Below are 17,275 nucleotides of genomic sequence, written 5' to 3'. Positions count from 1 at the left end.
GCCGGGCTACTCACCGGGCTTGATCAGGTATCCCGCCCCGCGCCGGGTGTGGATCATCGGGGTGCGCCCCGCGTCGATCTTCTTGCGCAGGTACGAGATGTAGAGCTCGACGACGTTGGCCTGGCCGCCGAAGTCGTAGTTCCACACACGGTCCAGGATCTGGGCCTTGCTGAGCACCCGGCGCGGGTTGCGCATCAGGAAGCGCAGCAGTTCGAACTCGGTCGCGGTGAGGTGGATGGAGTCGTCGCCCCGGCTCACCTCGTGACTGTCCTCGTCGAGCACCAGGTCTCCGACGCTGAGCGTCGACTCACTGCGCACCGAGGCCGTGCCCGAGCGGCGGATCAGCCCGCGCAGCCGCGCCACGACCTCCTCCAGGCTGAACGGCTTGGTGACGTAGTCGTCGCCGCCCGCCGTGAGCCCGGCGATCCTGTCCTCCACCGAGTCCCGCGCCGTCAGGAACAGCACGGGCACGTCGGAGAGGTCCCGGCGCAGCCGGCCGAGCACGGCGAGCCCGTCCATGTCGGGCAGCATCACGTCGAGGACCACCGCGTCGGGGCGGAAGTCACGGGCCGTGCGCAGCGCACCGGCCCCGTCTCCGGCGCTGCGCACGTCCCATCCCTCGTACCGCAGGGCCATGGAGAGCAGCTCGGCAAGCGGAGCCTCGTCGTCCACGACCAGTACGCGGACGGGGCTGCGGTCCGGCCTGAGCAGTTCGGTACGCCCCTGGGGCGAGGTCGTCGTCATGGCTCCCAGCCTGTGAGACGGCCGTGAGAGGTTCCTTTCCCCTACCTGTGAATCACCTGAGAATTGCGAGCGCCGCCGGCGGCGCGCCGGCCTGCCGCCGCCTCACCGGAACAGCGCGCGCTGGCGCCACGCACCACGCCTCACCGGAACAGCGCGCTCGCGTTCCCGTGGCAGACGGCCCGCAGCCAGGCGTCGCCCAGCCCCAGCCGCTCCAGCGCGTGCAGCTGGTGGGCGTACGGGTACGGGATGTTCGGGAAGTCCGTGCCCAGCAGGATCCGCTCACCCAGGTCCGCGAGCCGGCCGCGCTCCGCCGCCGGGAACGGTGTGAGGTCCTCGGCGAAGTCCGTGAACGCCATCGTCGTGTCGAGGCGCACCTCCGGGTACGCCGCCGCCAGCGCCAGGAATTCCGCGTACTCCGGCATCCCCATGTGCGCCACCACCAGCCGCAGCCGCGGATGGCGCGAGAGCAACCGCCCGATCGGCCCGGGTCCGGTGTACGCGCCCGGGACGGGACCGGAGCCGCAGTGGGTCACCACCGGGACGCCGGCTTCCGCCAGGAGCCCCCAGACGGGCTCCAGCAGGGGGTCGTTCGGGTCGTAGGCACCGACCTGGAGGTGTGACTTGAAGACGCGGGCCCCCGACTCGACCGCCTCGCGCACGTAGTCCGCCACGCCCTCCTCCGGGAAGAAGGTGGCCGTGTGCAGGCAGTCCGGCACCCGGTCCGCGAAACCGGCCGCCCAGCCGTTCAGCCAGGCCGCCATCCCGGCCTTGTGCGGGTACAGCATCGAGGTGAACCGGAGCACACCGAAGGAGCGCAGCAGGGCAAGGCGTTCCTCCTCGTCGTGCCGGTAGGTGATCGGCCACTCCAGGCCGGTCAGCGGGCCGGCCGCGTCGAAGTAGGCCCACACCTTGCGGAGCACCGGCTCCGGCATGAAGTGCGTGTGGACGTCGATGATCCCGGGCAGTCCGAGCCGCTGCCAGAACCGCACGACCTCGTCACGGCCGTCGTCGTCACGGCCGTCGTCGACGTCACTCACTCGCCCCACCCGTGCCACCCGCCCCACCCGCCTTGTCCGTCACGTCCGTCGCTTCCCCCGGTGACCCGGGTCCCGCGACGATCTCAGAACAGCCCGTCCTGCACCCCGCCGCCCCCCGCGGCGGTGACCGGAACGCTCAGCACGGCCCGCGCGTCGCCCCCGACCAGATCCCAGCCGGTGATCAGCCGCGTGTCCAGCACGACGAAGCCGTCCGCCGCGGTCTCCAGATGCAGATCGGGCCCGGCGGCCGCCACCAGGCGCCCACCCACCGCGCCGCCGTCCGCAAGCCCCGTCACCACGCGGCCCGACACCGCACCCGCCGACGCTCCCACGGTGTCGAGCCCGAACGCCCCGGCATGGTCGACGGCTTCGAACGGCAGCCGTTCCAGCGTCTCCGGCCACCCGGAGCCCTCCAGCGCCACGGCCCGGCGGTACAGCCCCTCCACCTCGGCGGCACGCTCGGCCACCCCCGGCAGCTCGCCCCGCACAGCGCGCTTGCGTGCGTACGGAATCCGGTCGGGCACCCCGAGCGCCGAGCGCAGCACCTCCTCCGTACGCCGCGCGGCCATCAGGGGCCCGCGTCCCAGCCAGGTGAAGACCACGGCTCCCTGCTCCCGCAGCCGGGCCGCTTCCCGGGACTCGCGAGTGATCCCGACCTTGACCATCCCGGGCCCGAACCAGGCGAGGTACACCCGGTACGGCCGGGGGTCGTCGGCGATCGTGTCCGCGGCCACCGAGTGCGCCCGGTCCAGCCGCGCGCACTCCGGGCAGCGCGGCCCCGTGGTCCGCACCGGCACCACGGCCGCGACCGGGCACGGATTGCCCCGCGCCCCCGTACAGCGACGCTCGCCCTCCGCCCGGAACCCGAGCTCCTTGCCGTACGCCAGGACGCTCATGCGCCCCCGCCCGGCCCCGTCGCTCCGCCGCCACCCCAGGACGGGCCCGTCGTGGGGCCAGCTCAGCCCGCTGCTCTGCCAGCCCATGCGCCCACTCCCGGCTCTTCGTCGGCCGGACGGCCGGCGGGGCCGGTCGCGCGCCGAAGGGCGGTCGCCTCCGCGGCGTTCGCCGGGAAGCCCACCGGCCTCATTGTCGTCGACGGCCTCGGCGGGCCGCCGGCTCATCGGGCCGGGGCGGGGTGGCGGGCACCCCGGACGCTGCGTCGGCGAAGCGGCGCGCCAGGTGCGCGAAGGCGTCCCTGAGCTCGGCAGGCCCGACGACCTCGATGGCGGCGTCGAACCTGCCGACGGCGGCGGCCAGGGCGGGCCAGGACCACGAGCTCATGACGACCCGGCAGCGGTCCGGGCCGATCGCCTCGACGAACGCGTCGCCGGCGTAACGGGACACCTCGGCAGCGGGCAGACCGAGGACGACCTCGCCCCGGCACGGCCAGTTGCCCGCTCCGTCGGAGCCCCTGAACCTGCTGACGACGAACGCGGCCACATCCCCGCCGGGCAGCTCGCGCGGGGTGAAGCGGGGCCCTGTCGGGGTGCGCGGGGTGATCCGGTCCACGCGGAAGGTGCGCCAGTCCTCGCGGTCGAGGTCCCAGGAGACGAGGTACCAGCGCCCGCCCCGGGTGACGAGGTGGTGGGGCTCCACCCGGCGCGGCGGCACCACCGCGCGCTCGTCACCGGCTTCCGGAGGGGACGCGGAAGGGTAGTCGAAGCGCAGCACCTCGCGGGCGTGGACGGCGGTGCTCAGCGCCATGAGCACGCCGCTGTCGGCCTGGGTCTCCGGCCGGACCGCGGCCCGTTCGACGGCGGTGACCCGGAGGGTGTCGATACGGCGGCGGAGCCGTGCGGGCATGACCTGCCGGACGGTGTGCAGGGCGCGCGCCGCATCCTCCTCGATGCCGGCTCCGGTGGTGACGGCGATCTGCAGCGCGACGGCGAGGGCGACGGCCTGCTGGTCGTCGAAGAGGAGCGGGGGCAGTTCCGTGCCGGCGTCGAGCCGGTACCCGCCGTCGGGCCCCTTGGAGGCCACGACGGGGTACCCGAGCTCGCGTAGGCGGTCGACATCGCGCCGCACGGTGCGCGGGCTGACGTCGAGCCGGTCCGCGAGGAGCGCGCCGGGCCAGTCCCGACGCGCCTGGAGCAACGAGAGCAGCGACAGCAGCCGCGCCGAGGTCTTCAGCACGACCCCATGATGCCCGGAGAAGCGGACACACCCTGGCCGCTTCCCTTGCGAATGTTGATCCGCGCCGGACAACAGGAACGAACGGAAGAGCCCGATCACCGTGACCACCACCACGCTCCCCCCGACCCACGACGCCGAGCGGGCCGACCTGCTCGGCGGGCTCGCGGCCGCGCGCCACGCCCTGACCGGCACGACGCGTGGTCTCAGCGACGAGCAGGCCGCCGCGCACCCCACGGTCAGCACGCTGTGCCTGGGCGGGCTGATCAAGCACGTCGCGTCCCTCGAGGAGGCCTGGATGCGCTTCGCGGTCGAGGGCCCCTCGGCGATGCGCTACGACCTGCCCGACGGTGTCACCTGGGAGGAACTCGCGGCCGGTACCGCCCGCGAGTTCCCGCAGTGGGCGATCGACCACGGGAACGACTTCCGGATGCTGCCCGGTGAGACGCTCGCCGGGATCCTCGCGCGCTACGAGCGGATCGCCGCCCGGAGCGAGGAGGTCATCGCCTCCGTGCCCGACCTGTCGGCCACGCACCCGCTGCCGGAGGCCCCCTGGAACGAACCGGGAGCGGTACGCAGCGTGCGCCGGGTACTGACGCACCTCATCGCCGAGACCTCCCAGCACGCCGGGCACGCGGACCTCCTGCGTGAGACGCTCGACGGTCGCACGTCGAGCTGACCCATGACAGGGCACGGCCCTCCCTCCGCACGGCACCACCCCCGCCCCGCGGTGGTGGTGCCGGCCGACGGGCCGCGGGCCACCGGACTCACCAGCCACCCCGTGGCACCCACCGAACGGAAAGGAGCGGCGTCACCATGACCACGCACGATCCGATGCCGACCGGGCCCCGGCCCGGCCCCCACGGCCCGGGCACCCGGCCGACCGCACCGGCCGGCCTCGACGAGCGTGCCGCGTCATGACCCGGGGAGGCGTTCTCGACGCCAGGGCGCTCAACCGCGCGACCGTCGCCCGGCAGTTGCTGCTCGACCGGGCCGACGTACCGGTTCTCGACGCCGTCGCGCACCTCGGCGGTCTGCAGGCGCAGGAACCACAGGAACCGTTCGTCGGACTCTGGTCGCGACTGCGCGCGTTCGACCCGGCGACCCTCTCGGGCCTGCTGGCCGGGCGGAGTGTGGTGCGGACCCATCTCATGCGCCGTACCGTCCACCTCGTCACCGCCGACGACGCCCTGGCCTGGCGTGGCCGCCACGAAGCCATGCTGCGCCAGCGGGTGCTCGGGACCTACCGGCGCGAGCTCGAAGGGGTGGACCTCGCCGAACTGGCCGCGGCGGGCAGGGCGGTCATGGCCGACGGCGAGCCGCGCACGATGACCGAGCTCGCCCGGGCGGTCGCCGGGCGCTGGCCGGATCCGGGGCCGCGCGCCCTGGGGGAGATGCTGATCGCCGCCCTCGTCCCCATGGCCCAGATGCCGCCGCGCGGCCTCTGGCGGACGAAGGCCGGGGTGCGCAACGTCCCGCTCGCGTCCTGGCTGGGCCGCGAAGTCGATCCTCCGTCCCCGGACGGCTCCGACCCCGTGGGCCAGGTGCTGGTGCGCCGCTATCTGGCGGCGTTCGGTCCCGCCGCCACCGCCGACCTGCGCGCCTGGTGCGGGGTCGCCGGACTGCCGGCCGCGGTGGCCGCGTCACGGGAGGAGCTGGTCGCCTTCCGCGACGAGCGGGGCCGGGAACTGCTGGACCTCCCCGACGCACCGCGCCCCGGCCCCGACGTACCGGCGCCCGTACGGTTCCTGCCGGCGTTCGACAACGTCGTCCTCGGCTACGACGACCGCACCCGGATCATCGACGACGCCCACCGCGGCCTGTCCGTCACCGGCGCCCGCTTCGTCCTGGTCGACGGCCGGGTCGCCGCGACCTGGACCGTGCAGGCCGGAACCGTGACCGTCTCGCCCCTGCACCGCCTCTCCCCGGCCGACCGCGCCCGCGTCGCCGAGGAGGGGGAGGCGCTGGCGTCGTTCCTGTCCGACGGCGAGAGCCGGCGCGTACGGCTCGACGCCTTCTGACCGTACTCCGCGGCCGTGTACGGACCGGCCGTGTACGGCTCGACGCCTTCTGCCCCGTACGCCCCGACCGGTCCGGCGTTCTCCCAGGGGTCGGTCTGCGCCGGGAGGGGGTGCCCCGCGGGGGCTCACGCCGTACGCGCCCTCGCTCTCGCCCCCGTACTGCCCCCGAGCGAGAGACCCGCATCGATCAGCTCACCCCTCCGGTCGGGGCCCGGCACACCGGATCGCTCCGGACAGCAGCCCCACCACGCGGTCGTACTCGGATGTGAAGCCCGGTGGAGCCGGACTAGGATCCGGGCCATGGCCCCGACCACGAACCACACGGACCGGTTCGCGGCCTCCATGCCCCGCCTGGAGGCCATCGCCTACCGCCTCCTCGGCTCCGCGAGCGATGCCGAGGACGCCGTGCAGGACACGTTCCTGCGCTGGCAGGCCGCCGACATCGACCGCATCGAGGTCCCCGAGGCCTGGTTGACGAAGGTCCTCACCAACCTGTGCCTCAACCAGCTCACCTCGGCCCGCGCACGGCGCGAGACCTATGTGGGCCAGTGGCTGCCCGAGCCGCTGCTCGCCGGAGACCCGATGCTCGGTCCCGCCGACACCGTCGAGCAGCGCGAATCGGTCTCGTACGCGGTCCTCGCCCTCATGGAGCGTCTCTCACCCAACGAGCGGGTGGTGTACGTGCTGCGGGAGGCCTTCGACTACCCGCACCGGAAGATCGCGGAGACCCTCGACATCACCGAGGCCGCCAGCCAGCAGCTCTACCACCGCGCCAAGAAGCACGTCGTGGACGGCAGGGCCCGCACCGAGATCGACGCAGCCGCCGCCCGGCGGATCGTCGACGAGTTCCTCGCCGCCGCCACCAGCGGCCGGACCGAGCCCCTCGTGCGGCTGCTCACCGCCGACGCCATCGCGATCGGTGACGGCGGCGGGAAGGTCCCGGCCCGCACCAAGGCGTTCGAGGGCGCTCTCGCGGTCGCGACGTTCATGCGGGGCCTGTTCAAGCCCGGCAAGGCCAAGCGCGCCCTCGTGGGCGGCTCCCCCGCGGTGTACTCCACGACCGCCAACAACACCCCCGCCCTCGCGGTGGTCCTCGACGGCCGGGTCATCGGCGTCATGTGCCTGGAGATCACCGCCGACGGCATCGCCGCTTTCCGTAGCCAGGCCAACCCCGACAAGCTCGAACGCGCGACCCGCCGGTGGGCGGCCACGGAACACGGAGAGCCCCTGCTCCACGTCTTCTGACCTCGATGTGAGGTGCTTCACATCGAGGTCCTGTCAGGAATCGGTGGGCTACCCGGTTCAAGGGGCGAATCCGCGCGAGACAGGAGCCAGGACATGCAGCACCGCATCATCGTCATCGGAGCCGGATACACCGGGGCCGTCGCCGCCGGACGCCTCGCCAGGCGTCTGCACCGCGAGGACGTCGCCATCACCCTCGTCAACGCCGAGCCCGACTTCGCCGAGCGCGTCCGGCTGCACCAGCTGGCGGTCGGCCAGGACCTCCGACCCCGCCCGTTCCGCCGGATGTTCGCAGGCACCGGCGTCGCCCTGAGGCTCGCGAAGGTCACCGGCGTCGACGTCGACCGGAGAACCGTCGCCGTCACCGGCGCGGACGGCGACGAGGAGCTGGAGTACGACAGCCTCGTCTACGCCCTCGGCAGCGGCTGGGACACCCACGGCGTCCCCGGCACCGCCGAACACGCCCACGATCTCGCCGGACGCCCCGGCGCCCTCCGGCTGCGCGAGCGGCTGGCCGGCCTCGGCGCCGGTCAGCCCGTGGTCGTCGTCGGCGGCGGCCTCACCGGCCTGGAGGCCGCGGCCGAGATCGCCGAAGCGCGCCCGGACCTCGACGTCGCCCTCGCCGCCCGCGGAGGGCTCGGCGACTGGCTCTCGCCCGCAGGCCGCCGGCACGTACGGAAGGTCTTCGACGGGCTCGGCATCACCGTGCACGAGCACACCGCCGTCAGCGGCGTGGACGCCGACCGCGTCGCCACCGCCGACGGCACGTTCGTCCCGGCCGCCGTCACCGTGTGGACCACCGGCTTCGCGGTCCACCCGATCGCGCGGGCCAGCACTCTGGAGGTCACCGGGACGGGTCAGATCGTCGTCGACGGGACCATGCGCTCGGTCTCGCACCCGGACGTGTACGCCATCGGGGACGCGGCCATGGCCATGGGTCCCGGCGACAAGCCGCTGCGGATGTCGTGCGCCACGGGCATTCCCGCCGCGTGGCAGGCCGCCGACTCCCTCGCGGCACGCCTGACCGGCGGGAAGCTCCCCGACGCTCCTCTCCGCTACTTCAACCAGTGCATCTCGCTGGGCCGCAAGGAGGGCCTGATCCAGTACGTCACGGCCGACGACCGCGCCGTCCGCGCGGCCCTGACCGGACGGTTCGCCGCCCTGTACAAGGAGCTGGTCTGCAAGGGCGCGGCATGGAGCGTCGCCAACCCGACACTCGGGATGCCGAGTCGGCGCCGCCGCATCGCGCAGGAGCGGACCCGCACGGTCCCGGCCACCGAGTCGGCCTGACCCGCCGCGGCTCCCGGGTGCGGGTGGACGACGACGCGGGCTCCGAGCCCGAAGAGGCGGGTGGGGCGCGGCAGCCCGGTCTCCACCCCCGGCTCCCCAACCCGTCGCCCACTGCCCGCCCCAGGAGGAAGAGGGCCCCTGGATCCCCCGGCGGCCCTCTTCGGCTGTGCACTCGGAAGGGTCCGGACCCGCACCCCTCGAACTCCGGCCCCGCCCAGCGCTTCACCAGCCGGGGGAGGAGGGCTGCGGGACCGGACCCGACCACGGAGCCCGCACCCGGACGGCCTTGTGGGGCGGGGGCGCTCCTGGTCCCATGGAGGTACGAGGTACGCGGAGCCAGGGGGGCAGGCGTGACCGGGTTACGGGTTTCGGAATGGAAGCGTCACGGGCTGGACCGGCTGTACGTGAACGCGCCTGATGGCACGGCCGTGGCGTGGTTCGACCGGAACACCGGACACATCGAAGTCAAGGACGAGGCGTGGCGTCAGCCTGTCCTGGACGCCCTGGCCCCGCACATGACCCGGCACTCGGCATCCCACCGCGTGGTCGCACCGGACCGCTCTCTCCCCCCTCCGCCCGAGCACGACCTGGCCCGGCGGCGTCCCGGTGCCGCACTGAAGAAGAAGATCGAGGAGATCTCTCCCGGGCCCCTGGAGCGCTGCCTCGCATGGATGCTCAAGCGTCCCACCGAGGCCGACTCCTGGAAGGCCGGGCTCCGCGGCGAGCGCGTCGTGGGCCGTGAACTGGCCCGGCTCTCCCGGCTGTCACCACACCGCTGGCGCACCCTGCACTCCGTACCGCTCTCCCCGACCTGGGACATCGATCACCTGGTCGTGGGCCTCGGCGGCGTCTTCTCCATCAACACGAAGAATCATCGCGACAAGTCCGTCCGGGTCGGTGAACACACCGTCCGGGTCAACCACGGGGAGGAGCGCCCCTACCTCCGCAACAGCCGGCGCGAGGCGGCCCTCGTGACGCGCGTGCTCGAACGGGGGTGCGGCTTCCCCGTAGTCGTGCACCCCGTGCTCGTCTTCGTCCGGCCTGCCGTCCTCACCGTGGAGCCCTCGGCGAACGGCGTGCGCGCTCTCGACTCCCGAGACCTGGCCGCCCTGGCGCCCTCGACGGGCGTACTGAGCCCCGAACAGGTGGAAGCCGTGTACGCCGTGGCGCGCGACCAACGCTCCTGGACCACCGCGCGCTGAGGCGCGACCCCCACACCCCACCGGCGCAACCGGTCGCCACCACTCCGGTCGGCACTGCTCCCGGGGAAACGCAAGAGGCCCCGGATCTCTCCGGGGCCTCTCACTTGCTGTGCACTCGGCAGGATTCGAACCTGCAACCTTCTGATCCGTAGTCAGATGCTCTATCCGTTAAGCTACGAGTGCTTGTCCTCGGCCTGAGCCTCGGTCCCGCTCCCCCGGCGTTTTTCTGCCTGGTCGGCGTTGCGAGAACAACATTACATGACCGGCGCCGTCACGCGAAATCCATTAGCCACACCTGTCCTGACCTGCGAAAGCGCCGCCCGGAGCCCTGCTTTGCGGCCCTGCGCGAGTGCTCTCTCCTGCCGGTACACGACCGAAGCCCCGTGCCAGGGGCACGGGGCTTCGGGATCTTGCGGAGGCGGAGGGATTTGAACCCTCGATGGGCTTTAAGACCCAAACCGCATTAGCAGTGCGGCGCCATAGACCGGACTAGGCGACGCCTCCAGCACACCCCGCGGCAAGCGCGAGTGGTGCGTGCAGATGATGACACAGACGAGCGTGCTGTCACCAATCGCCACCCACCGTACTAGGCAGGTCGGCGGCGAGGCAAAGCGCCTTGCGGCCTGTTTCCGGTCGGCCCCCCATGAGTTGCGCAACGTGCGGACGTGCGGAGCGTTAGAGAGTGCGAGGGCTCCGCCCTCTGTCAGCCACCGACCGCCTGCCCCCGCGCACGCACCCACCGGCGTGCGCGGGGGCAGCCCGCAGAACCACAGGAGCCCGCATGCTGCGCCGTCTCACCCTCACCGCCGTCGCGTCCCTGGCCGCGCTGGCCGCCGCCGCACCCGTCGCGACGGCCACGTCCCCCCTCCTCCCGCTTCCGCCGCTGCCCGTGCTCCAAGGGGACTGGCTCGCCCAGCAGGACACGCAGACCCGGCTCACGGTGACGGTCTCGGAGTCCGGTAATCCGGCGGCCAACGGGACGTTCGAGCTCGAGTGCGGTCCGGCGGGCGGCAGCCACCTCGCGGCGCAGCGGGCCTGCGACCTTCTGGACGAGGCCGCGAAGTCGGGCGAGAACCCCTTCGTACCGACGGACCGGAACGCCATGTGCACCATGCAGGCCGGAGGGCCGGCCGCCGCCCGGGTCAGCGGGACCTGGCAGGGGGAGAACGTCGACGCGCGGTTCAGCCGCTCCAACGGATGCGAGATCTCGCGCTGGAACAACCTCGTGCCGGTGCTGCCGTCGGCCAGGTAGCCACCGGTCGGCAGCGGACCACCTCGTGGAACCGTCCGTGGACCGTCCGGTGGCCCACGGACGGTTCCACGAGAGCACCTGAGGCGAGCTTCCGCAGGGCGTGCGCCGGGGCTCCCGCGAGGCGGGCCGACGCACATCGGAGCACGTCACAGGGGGCGCTCGCAGGCACGTCATAGGCCACCGGCGTACACCGTGTGCACAGAACCTTGGTGAGAGCTCCCCCTCATCCGCCGCCGCGCAGGCCGTGCCTGCCTTTAGACTCGTCGCGTGACAGCCTGAGGCCCGAGGGGCAGGATGGGGCCCGCTGTCGGCAAGGTGCGGTATTCAGGGAGGAAGCGTCTCGTGAGCAGCAGGCCATCCCGAGGCGCTGCTCGCCTCGCAGCCATACTCGACGCCCTTCCGGACGGGCTCCTGCTCGTCAACGCAAACGGCACGGTCGTCAACGCCAACACCATCGCCCTCGAAATGTTCGAGACCCCGGGCACCGCGCTCGTGGGCCGCGGACTGCTCGATCTGCTTCCGGAGTTCGACTCCAGGCTGATCCCGGGGTCGATGCGAAGGCCGGATGCTGCGGACGAGCAGGGCAGGACCAAGCCCACACGGATGATCGCGCGCCGGACCGACGGCACCGAGTACCCCGTCGAGGTCACCAGCGCAAGCCTGGACAGCGGCCAGGCCGGCTACAACGACATCAACTCCAGCTACACCGGTGACGAGCTGCTCATGCTCGTCGTCCGGGATCTCTCCGGCACCGTCGACACCGAGGCCGAGCTGGCCCGTTCGCAGCGTCAGACCGAGATGATCCTGCGGGCCGCCTCCGAGGGCGTCGTCGGTACGGACATGGACGGCCGGGTCGTCCTGGTCAACCCCGCCGCCGCGCAGATCCTCGGCTTCCGTGCCAGCGATCTCGGCGGCAAGGAACTGCACACGCTGATCCTGCACTCGCGGGCGGACGGCGAGCCGTTCCCGTACGACGGCTCCCCGCTCGCGGACACGCTCAAGTCCGGGCGGAAGCACCGGGTGCGCGGCCAGGTGCTCTGGTCCAGGAGCGGCGACCAGGTGCCGGTCGACCTGACCACGGCGCCGGTACGCGACGGGGACCAGCTGGTCGGTGCCGTCATGACGTTCACCGACCGCAGGCCCTACGAGGAGCTGACCGAGCAGCACACCGACGAGGTCACGGGGCTGACCGAGCGGCACGCCGCCGAGATCGCCGAGCTCACCGAGAGCCACCGGGCCGAGGTCGCCGCACTGACCGAGCAGCACGCCGCGGAGCTGGCCGACCGGGCCGAGCGGTACGCCTCCGAGCTGGAGGAACAGGCCGACCGCCTCATCGGCCTCGAGTCACGGCACACCCAACTGACCGCGGTCCTCGGCGAGTCCCTGCGCGGCCCGCTGGAGGAGCTGCGGGGCGAACTCTCCACGCTCGCGGCCGACCCGGCAGGCCAGCTCTGGCCCGAGGCCAACCAGATCCTGCACCACCTCGCGGCGGGCTACGCCCGGATGACGACGCTCGTCGACAACGTACTGAGCTACCAGCGTCTGGACAGTGGCACGGAGGAACTCGTCAAGCAGCCGGTGCTGCTGGACTCGGTGGTGACGGCGGGCATCGACGGCGCGGTGGAGCTGATCGGGCCCGGCCGCGCCCAGTTCGCCGTACACGCACCGCCGATCGAGGCCGAGATCGATCCGGGCCGGCTGATCACGGCGCTGGCCCACCTCGTCGCCGACGTGGCCGGTGTCGACTCGACCGGTAAGGCACGGCTGGTGCCGGGCGGTGGGTACGTCGACTCGACGATCGTCGTGGCCGCGGCACAACGTGGTGACGTCGTACGCATCGAGGTGCGCGGGCCGTTCGCCGGGGGTGATCCGGTGCATGTGCCGATCGTGCGCGGGATCGTTCAGGCACACGGCGGCGTGCTCCAGACGCACGAGATGCCCGGGATGAGTGGGAGCGCGTACGTCCTGGAGGTGCCGCTCGGGGCGGGCTCCGGGACGATCGCGCCCGTACCGATGCCGGTGCCGGTGCCCGAAGAGCCCGTCGTGCCGGAGCCGGAGCCGGCGCCTGCGCCCCAGCCCACACAGGGCGGCCGGCGCCGGGCCCGCAGGGCGTCCACGGACGCGTTCCTGGAGAGTTCCGTCGAGGCGTCCGAGGACACGGCCGCGGCCGAGCCGACCGGGCGCCGCAGGGCGCGTCGTGAAGTGGAGCCCGCGCAGGAGCAGGGGAGCCAGGATGCCCCGTCCCCGCAGAGCGAGGGATCCGGGCGCAGGCGTGGCCGCCCCAGCCCGGCGGAAACGGGTACGGGTGCCGAGGTCCGGCCGGAACAGCCCCGGCAGGCCCTGGCACTTCCCTCAGCGGCGCCCAGCTCCCCCTCCGAGGGGTCCGTGGTGACGGCTGCCGAGGGCGCCCAGGGCGGTGGTGGACGACCGCAGCGCGGGCAGACCGTGCCGCCCCAAGGGGTACCGCACGAGGCCCAGGGGATGCGGACGCGTCCGGGCAGCGGGAACCAGAACGCTCTTCCGGCCCTCGCTTCTGCCGAGGCGCCCCAGCAGGGGCACCAGGCTCAGCAAGGGCTTCAGGCACAGCAGTCCGGGGGGCGCCGGGCCAGGCGAGCTCTCTCGGCCACCCAGGAGCACTCCGCGCCGGCCGAGGCCCCGCGCAGCGCGTTCGCGCTGCCGCCGGCCGACGCGGACCGCGTCCCGCCCGCAGCGCCCGCAGCGCCCGCAGCCATGGTCCCGCCGGTCGCGCCACAAGCGCCTCCCGTGCCCGAAGCCGCAGTCGCACCGTCAGCACCCGCCGCGCCGACGCCGCCTGTCGCACCGGCACCGGCCGTCGTCCCCGCACCGCCTGCCGCACCGGCACCGCCCGTCGCGCCCGGAGCAACGGCCGTCACGCCGGAGGCTCCCCGCGCCGGCGGCCGGCCCGTTCCCGCCGTGGGCGGGGCGGATGTTCCGCTGCCGGAGCGCCACGACGTCGTACGGACCGCACCCGACGCGGACCACACCCCGCCGCGGGCGCACCCCGTGGCATCCGGCCGCCGTAGGGCGCGCCCCGCGGAAGCGCCGGAGCAGTCCGGCCGGCCGACCGGCCCCGGGCAGCCCCTGCCCGCCGTTCCTCCGCAGCCGGAGTGGGTGGAGACCGGCACGTCGGGTCGGGGCCCGGCCGCGCTCACACTGCACGACGACGTGCCCGCCGGAGCCGACGCACCGGATCCGGCGGCCGACGAGTCCTGGGTGGGCCCCGGCAACACCACCCACACCACAGGCACCATCGCCACCCCGCCCGAGCCCGACTCCGTGGCGGAGCGGGCACCGGCGCCTCATCCGGCCGACGGCGCGCACGCCCCCCTGCCGGACGCCCGGCGTCGGCCGCTGCCCGCCGAGGAGCCGATGCCCGAGTCCGCTTCGTCGGATTCGACGCAGGGCCGTGCGTTCAGCGTGCGGACCCTGGGACAGGGCGTGCCGTTCGCGCAGCACCTGGCGCACCAGCAGAACCAGACGCTCGGCGGTGCCGGACGCCGTCGCAAGCTCGCCGCCCCGCCCGAGGCGGAGCGCCCGGCTGCGCCCGTCCCCGGGCAGCCCGCCGCGCCGGCTCCCGTGCCGCCGCAGCAGGCCGCGCCGGGCGGCACCACGCAGGGCTCCGGTTCGGGGCAGCTGCTGTCCGCCCCCGCGGCCGAGGGTCGTGCGTACGCGATAGGGGCGCCCGACGAGGGCGCCGAGGGGCCGGAGCCGCTGGACGGCCCCGGTGGGGCCGTCGAGGTGGCCAACCGTCCGCAGCCCCGGCCCGTCGACGACGAGCTCCCCCCGGAGCCGCTGGACAACCCCCGGCGGCTGCTCGTCTGGCCCGCTCCGGACGTGTCCACCCAGCAGGCCCTCAGCGACCGCGGTTACCGCCCGGTGATCGTGCACTCCCGCGAGGAGGTCGACGCCCAGATCGCTGCGTTCCCCGCGGCGTTGTTCGTCGATCCGCTGACCGGTCCGATCACGCGTACGGCGTTGCAGTCGCTGCGCCAGGCGGCCGTGGCGGCGGAGGTTCCGGTGCTGGTGACGGCCGGCCTGGGGCAGGCCACCCGGGAGGCCGCGTACGGTGCCGACCCGGCAGTCCTCCTCAAGGCGCTCGCCCCGCGCGACAGCGACCAGCACCCTCCGCGGGTGCTGGTGATCGAGGAGCACGAGGAGATCGCGCTGGCTCTGACCGAGACGCTGGAGCGCCGCGGCATGCAGGTCCTGCGGGCGTCGGGCGACAGCGAGGCGGTCGACCTCGCCACCCGGATGCGGCCGAACCTGGTGGTGATGGACCTGATGCAGGTACGGCGCCGGCGCGCCGGGATCATCGACTGGCTGCGGGCGAACGGCCGGCTGAACCGCACGCCGCTCGTCGTCTACACCTCGACCGGTATGGACGAGGCGGAGCTACCGCGGCTCGCCTCGGGTGAGACCGTGCTCTTCCTCGCCGAGCGGTCGACGAGCGACGAGGTGCAGTCCCGCATCGTCGATCTGCTGGCGAAGATAGGAACGAACTGACGGCCTGCGCCGTCACCGGAGGGCACAGGGGGCGAGGGCGGTACGGGACTTCCCGTACCGCCCTCGCCCCCGTCGTGCCGACGGCCGGGTCAGAGCTGCGTGACGTCCAGCTCGCCGTTCGCGTACTGCTTGCGGATCACCTTCTTGTCGAACTTGCCCACGCTCGTCTTGGGCACGGCCTCGATGACCGTCCAGCGCTCCGGCAGCTGCCACTTGGCGATGGACTGGGCGAGGAAGGTCCTGAGCGCCGCATGGTCGGCCGTGGCGCCCTCCTTCAGGACGACGGTCGCGAGGGGGCGCTCACCCCACTTCTCGTCCGGGACGGCGACGACCGCGGCCTCGGCGACATCCGGGTGCGCCATGATGGCGTTCTCCAGCTCGACGCTGGAGATCCACTCGCCGCCGGACTTGATGACGTCCTTGGCCCGGTCCGTGAGCGTGAGGAAACCGTCGTCGCTGATGACACCGACGTCACCGGTCTTCAGCCAGCCGTCCTCACTGAACTTGTCCTCCGGGCGCAGGTCCTCGCCACCGGCGCCGCCGTAGTACGCGCCGGCGATCCAGGGCCCGCGGACCTCCAGCTCGCCCGCGGACTCGCCGTCCCACGGCAGGTGCTCGCCGCCCGGGCCGACCAGCCGCGCCTCGACGCCGGCCGGGAAGCGGCCCTGGGTGATGCGGTAGGGCCATTCCTCCTCGTCGGTCAGCCCGGCGGGCGGGTTGGCCATGGTCCCGAGCGGCGATGTCTCGGTCATGCCCCAGGCGTGGCAGAGGCGGACGCCGAGCTTGTCGTAGGCCTCCATCAGGGAGGGCGGACAGGCGGCACCGCCGATGGTGACGCGGGCCATCGAGGTCAGGTCGCGCGGCTTCGCGGTGACCTCGGCGAGCAGGCCCTGCCAGATCGTGGGTACGGCCGCGGCATGTGTCGGCTTCTCCTGCTCGATCATGTCGGCGAGCGGAGCCGGCTGCAGGAAGCGGTCGGGCATGAGCATGTTGACGCCGGTCATGAACGTCGAGTGCGGCAGACCCCAGGCGTTCACATGGAACTGCGGGACGACGACGAGGGTCGTGTCCTTGTCCGTCAGCCCCATCGACTCGGACATGTTGACCTGCATCGAGTGGAGGTAGATGGAGCGGTGGGAGTAGACGACGCCCTTGGGGTCCCCGGTGGTGCCGGAGGTGTAGCACATGGCGGCGGCCCGGCGCTCGTCCAGCTCGGGCCAGTCGTACGTGGTGGGGCGGCCGGCGAGGAGCTCCTCGTACTCGTGCACCCGCGGGGCGATACCCGCGAGCGCGGAGCGGTCGCCCGGACCGGAGACGACCACGTGCTCGATGGAGGGCAGGTGGGGGAGCAGCGGCACGAGCAGCGGCAGCAGCGAGCCGTTGACGAGGACGACCTTGTCGTCGGCGTGGCCGACGATCCAGACCAGTTGCTCGGCCGGCAGCCGGAGGTTCAGCGTGTGCAGCACGGCCCCCATGGAAGGGATCGCCAGATACGCCTCGACGTGCTCGGCGTTGTTCCACATGAGGGTCGCGACCCGCTGGTCGCCGTCGACGCCCAGCTCGTCGCGCAGGGCGTTGGCCAGCTGTGTGGCCCGCCTGCCGATCTCGGCGAAACTGCGACGATGGGGCTCGGGCTCGCCGGTCCAGGTCGTCACCTGTGACTTCCCGTGGATGGTCATCCCATGTGTGAGGATGCGGGTCACAGTCAGCGGTACGTCCTGCATGGTGCTCAGCACGGCGTCCTCCCGGTGGGCGCTACGCGGCAGTAAGGTTCCGCTGATTCTGCGCACATACCACTCGGTATGTCACTACTTCCGGGAGTACGAATCGGTG

Annotated in this window: 12 protein-coding genes and 2 tRNA genes; 7 read left to right on the top strand and 7 right to left on the bottom strand. The window is 73.1% G+C overall.

Going from position 1 to position 17,275, the window contains the following annotated elements; all coding sequences use genetic code 11:
- Positions 1-6: 6 nt before the first annotated feature.
- The 4 genes from OG927_RS16810 to OG927_RS16795 form a co-directional block, all read right to left on the bottom strand.
- Positions 7-744 carry a response regulator transcription factor gene (locus OG927_RS16810; protein WP_056793081.1) on the bottom strand — a complete coding sequence of 246 codons (738 nt, stop codon included), beginning with the start codon at positions 742-744 and terminating at the stop codon, positions 7-9.
- Between the two features lie 140 nt (positions 745-884).
- A complete protein-coding gene (locus tag OG927_RS16805; protein ID WP_330320386.1) occupies positions 885-1,781 on the bottom strand; it encodes an amidohydrolase family protein in 897 nt (298 codons plus the stop codon).
- A gap of 83 nt (positions 1,782-1,864) precedes the next feature.
- Positions 1,865-2,764: a DUF2797 domain-containing protein gene (locus OG927_RS16800; protein WP_330320385.1), complete on the bottom strand. Its 900-nt coding sequence runs from the start codon at positions 2,762-2,764 to the stop codon at positions 1,865-1,867.
- A gap of 100 nt (positions 2,765-2,864) precedes the next feature.
- Positions 2,865-3,914 (bottom strand): helix-turn-helix transcriptional regulator, encoded by a 1,050-nt coding sequence (locus OG927_RS16795; protein WP_209470125.1) that lies wholly within the window; start codon positions 3,912-3,914, stop codon positions 2,865-2,867.
- 100 nt (positions 3,915-4,014) lie between these two features.
- Between OG927_RS16795 and OG927_RS16790 the strand changes: the two genes are divergently transcribed.
- The 5 genes from OG927_RS16790 to OG927_RS16770 all read left to right on the top strand — a co-directional run bounded on the left by OG927_RS16790 (position 4,015) and on the right by OG927_RS16770 (position 9,666).
- On the top strand, positions 4,015-4,590 hold the full coding sequence (locus tag OG927_RS16790; RefSeq protein ID WP_371612595.1) for a DinB family protein: 576 nt from the start codon (positions 4,015-4,017) through the stop codon (positions 4,588-4,590).
- A gap of 238 nt (positions 4,591-4,828) precedes the next feature.
- Positions 4,829-5,932: a winged helix DNA-binding domain-containing protein gene (locus OG927_RS16785; RefSeq protein WP_330320384.1), complete on the top strand. Its 1,104-nt coding sequence runs from the start codon at positions 4,829-4,831 to the stop codon at positions 5,930-5,932.
- Between the two features lie 300 nt (positions 5,933-6,232).
- Entirely contained in the window at positions 6,233-7,177 is a 945-nt protein-coding gene (gene sigJ, locus OG927_RS16780; RefSeq protein ID WP_056793085.1) for an RNA polymerase sigma factor SigJ, read from the top strand.
- Between the two features lie 93 nt (positions 7,178-7,270).
- A complete protein-coding gene (locus tag OG927_RS16775) occupies positions 7,271-8,464 on the top strand; it encodes an NAD(P)/FAD-dependent oxidoreductase (protein WP_056793086.1) in 1,194 nt (397 codons plus the stop codon).
- Between the two features lie 404 nt (positions 8,465-8,868).
- A complete protein-coding gene (locus OG927_RS16770; RefSeq protein ID WP_330320383.1) occupies positions 8,869-9,666 on the top strand; it encodes an NERD domain-containing protein in 798 nt (265 codons plus the stop codon).
- Positions 9,667-9,776: 110 nt separating this feature from the next.
- On the opposite strand, the gene OG927_RS16765 is transcribed toward OG927_RS16770, so the two are convergent.
- Together OG927_RS16765 and OG927_RS16760 are read right to left on the bottom strand one after the other, a co-directional pair.
- Positions 9,777-9,849, bottom strand: a tRNA-Arg gene (locus OG927_RS16765).
- Between the two features lie 230 nt (positions 9,850-10,079).
- A tRNA-Ser gene (locus OG927_RS16760) sits at positions 10,080-10,170 on the bottom strand.
- A gap of 277 nt (positions 10,171-10,447) precedes the next feature.
- Here OG927_RS16760 and OG927_RS16755 point away from each other — a divergent pair.
- Together OG927_RS16755 and OG927_RS16750 are read left to right on the top strand one after the other, a co-directional pair.
- Positions 10,448-10,918: an SSI family serine proteinase inhibitor gene (locus OG927_RS16755; RefSeq protein WP_209470129.1), complete on the top strand. Its 471-nt coding sequence runs from the start codon at positions 10,448-10,450 to the stop codon at positions 10,916-10,918.
- A gap of 342 nt (positions 10,919-11,260) precedes the next feature.
- Complete coding sequence (locus tag OG927_RS16750) at positions 11,261-15,442, top strand: PAS domain-containing protein (protein ID WP_330320382.1); 4,182 nt, start codon at positions 11,261-11,263, stop codon at positions 15,440-15,442.
- An 89-nt stretch (positions 15,443-15,531) separates the two neighbouring features.
- On the opposite strand, the gene OG927_RS16745 is transcribed toward OG927_RS16750, so the two are convergent.
- Complete coding sequence (locus OG927_RS16745) at positions 15,532-17,178, bottom strand: long-chain fatty acid--CoA ligase (protein WP_056793090.1); 1,647 nt, start codon at positions 17,176-17,178, stop codon at positions 15,532-15,534.
- Between the last annotated feature and the right edge of the window lie 97 nt (positions 17,179-17,275).

It is taken from the genome of Streptomyces clavifer, assembly GCF_036345975.1.
GTDB lineage: Bacteria > Actinomycetota > Actinomycetes > Streptomycetales > Streptomycetaceae > Streptomyces > Streptomyces clavifer.
Note: the sequence above shows the minus strand (reverse complement) of the source record. Positions and strands in the feature narration are given on the sequence as shown.

Coding starts and splice junctions, on each gene's coding strand:
- OG927_RS16810 (WP_056793081.1), bottom strand. CDS start 744: ATGACGACGACCTCGCCCCAGGGGCGTACCGAACTGCTCAGGCCGGAC.
- OG927_RS16800 (WP_330320385.1), bottom strand. CDS start 2,764: ATGGGCTGGCAGAGCAGCGGGCTGAGCTGGCCCCACGACGGGCCCGTC.
- OG927_RS16785 (WP_330320384.1), top strand. CDS start 4,829: ATGACCCGGGGAGGCGTTCTCGACGCCAGGGCGCTCAACCGCGCGACC.
- sigJ (WP_056793085.1), top strand. CDS start 6,233: ATGGCCCCGACCACGAACCACACGGACCGGTTCGCGGCCTCCATGCCC.
- OG927_RS16775 (WP_056793086.1), top strand. CDS start 7,271: ATGCAGCACCGCATCATCGTCATCGGAGCCGGATACACCGGGGCCGTC.
- OG927_RS16755 (WP_209470129.1), top strand. CDS start 10,448: ATGCTGCGCCGTCTCACCCTCACCGCCGTCGCGTCCCTGGCCGCGCTG.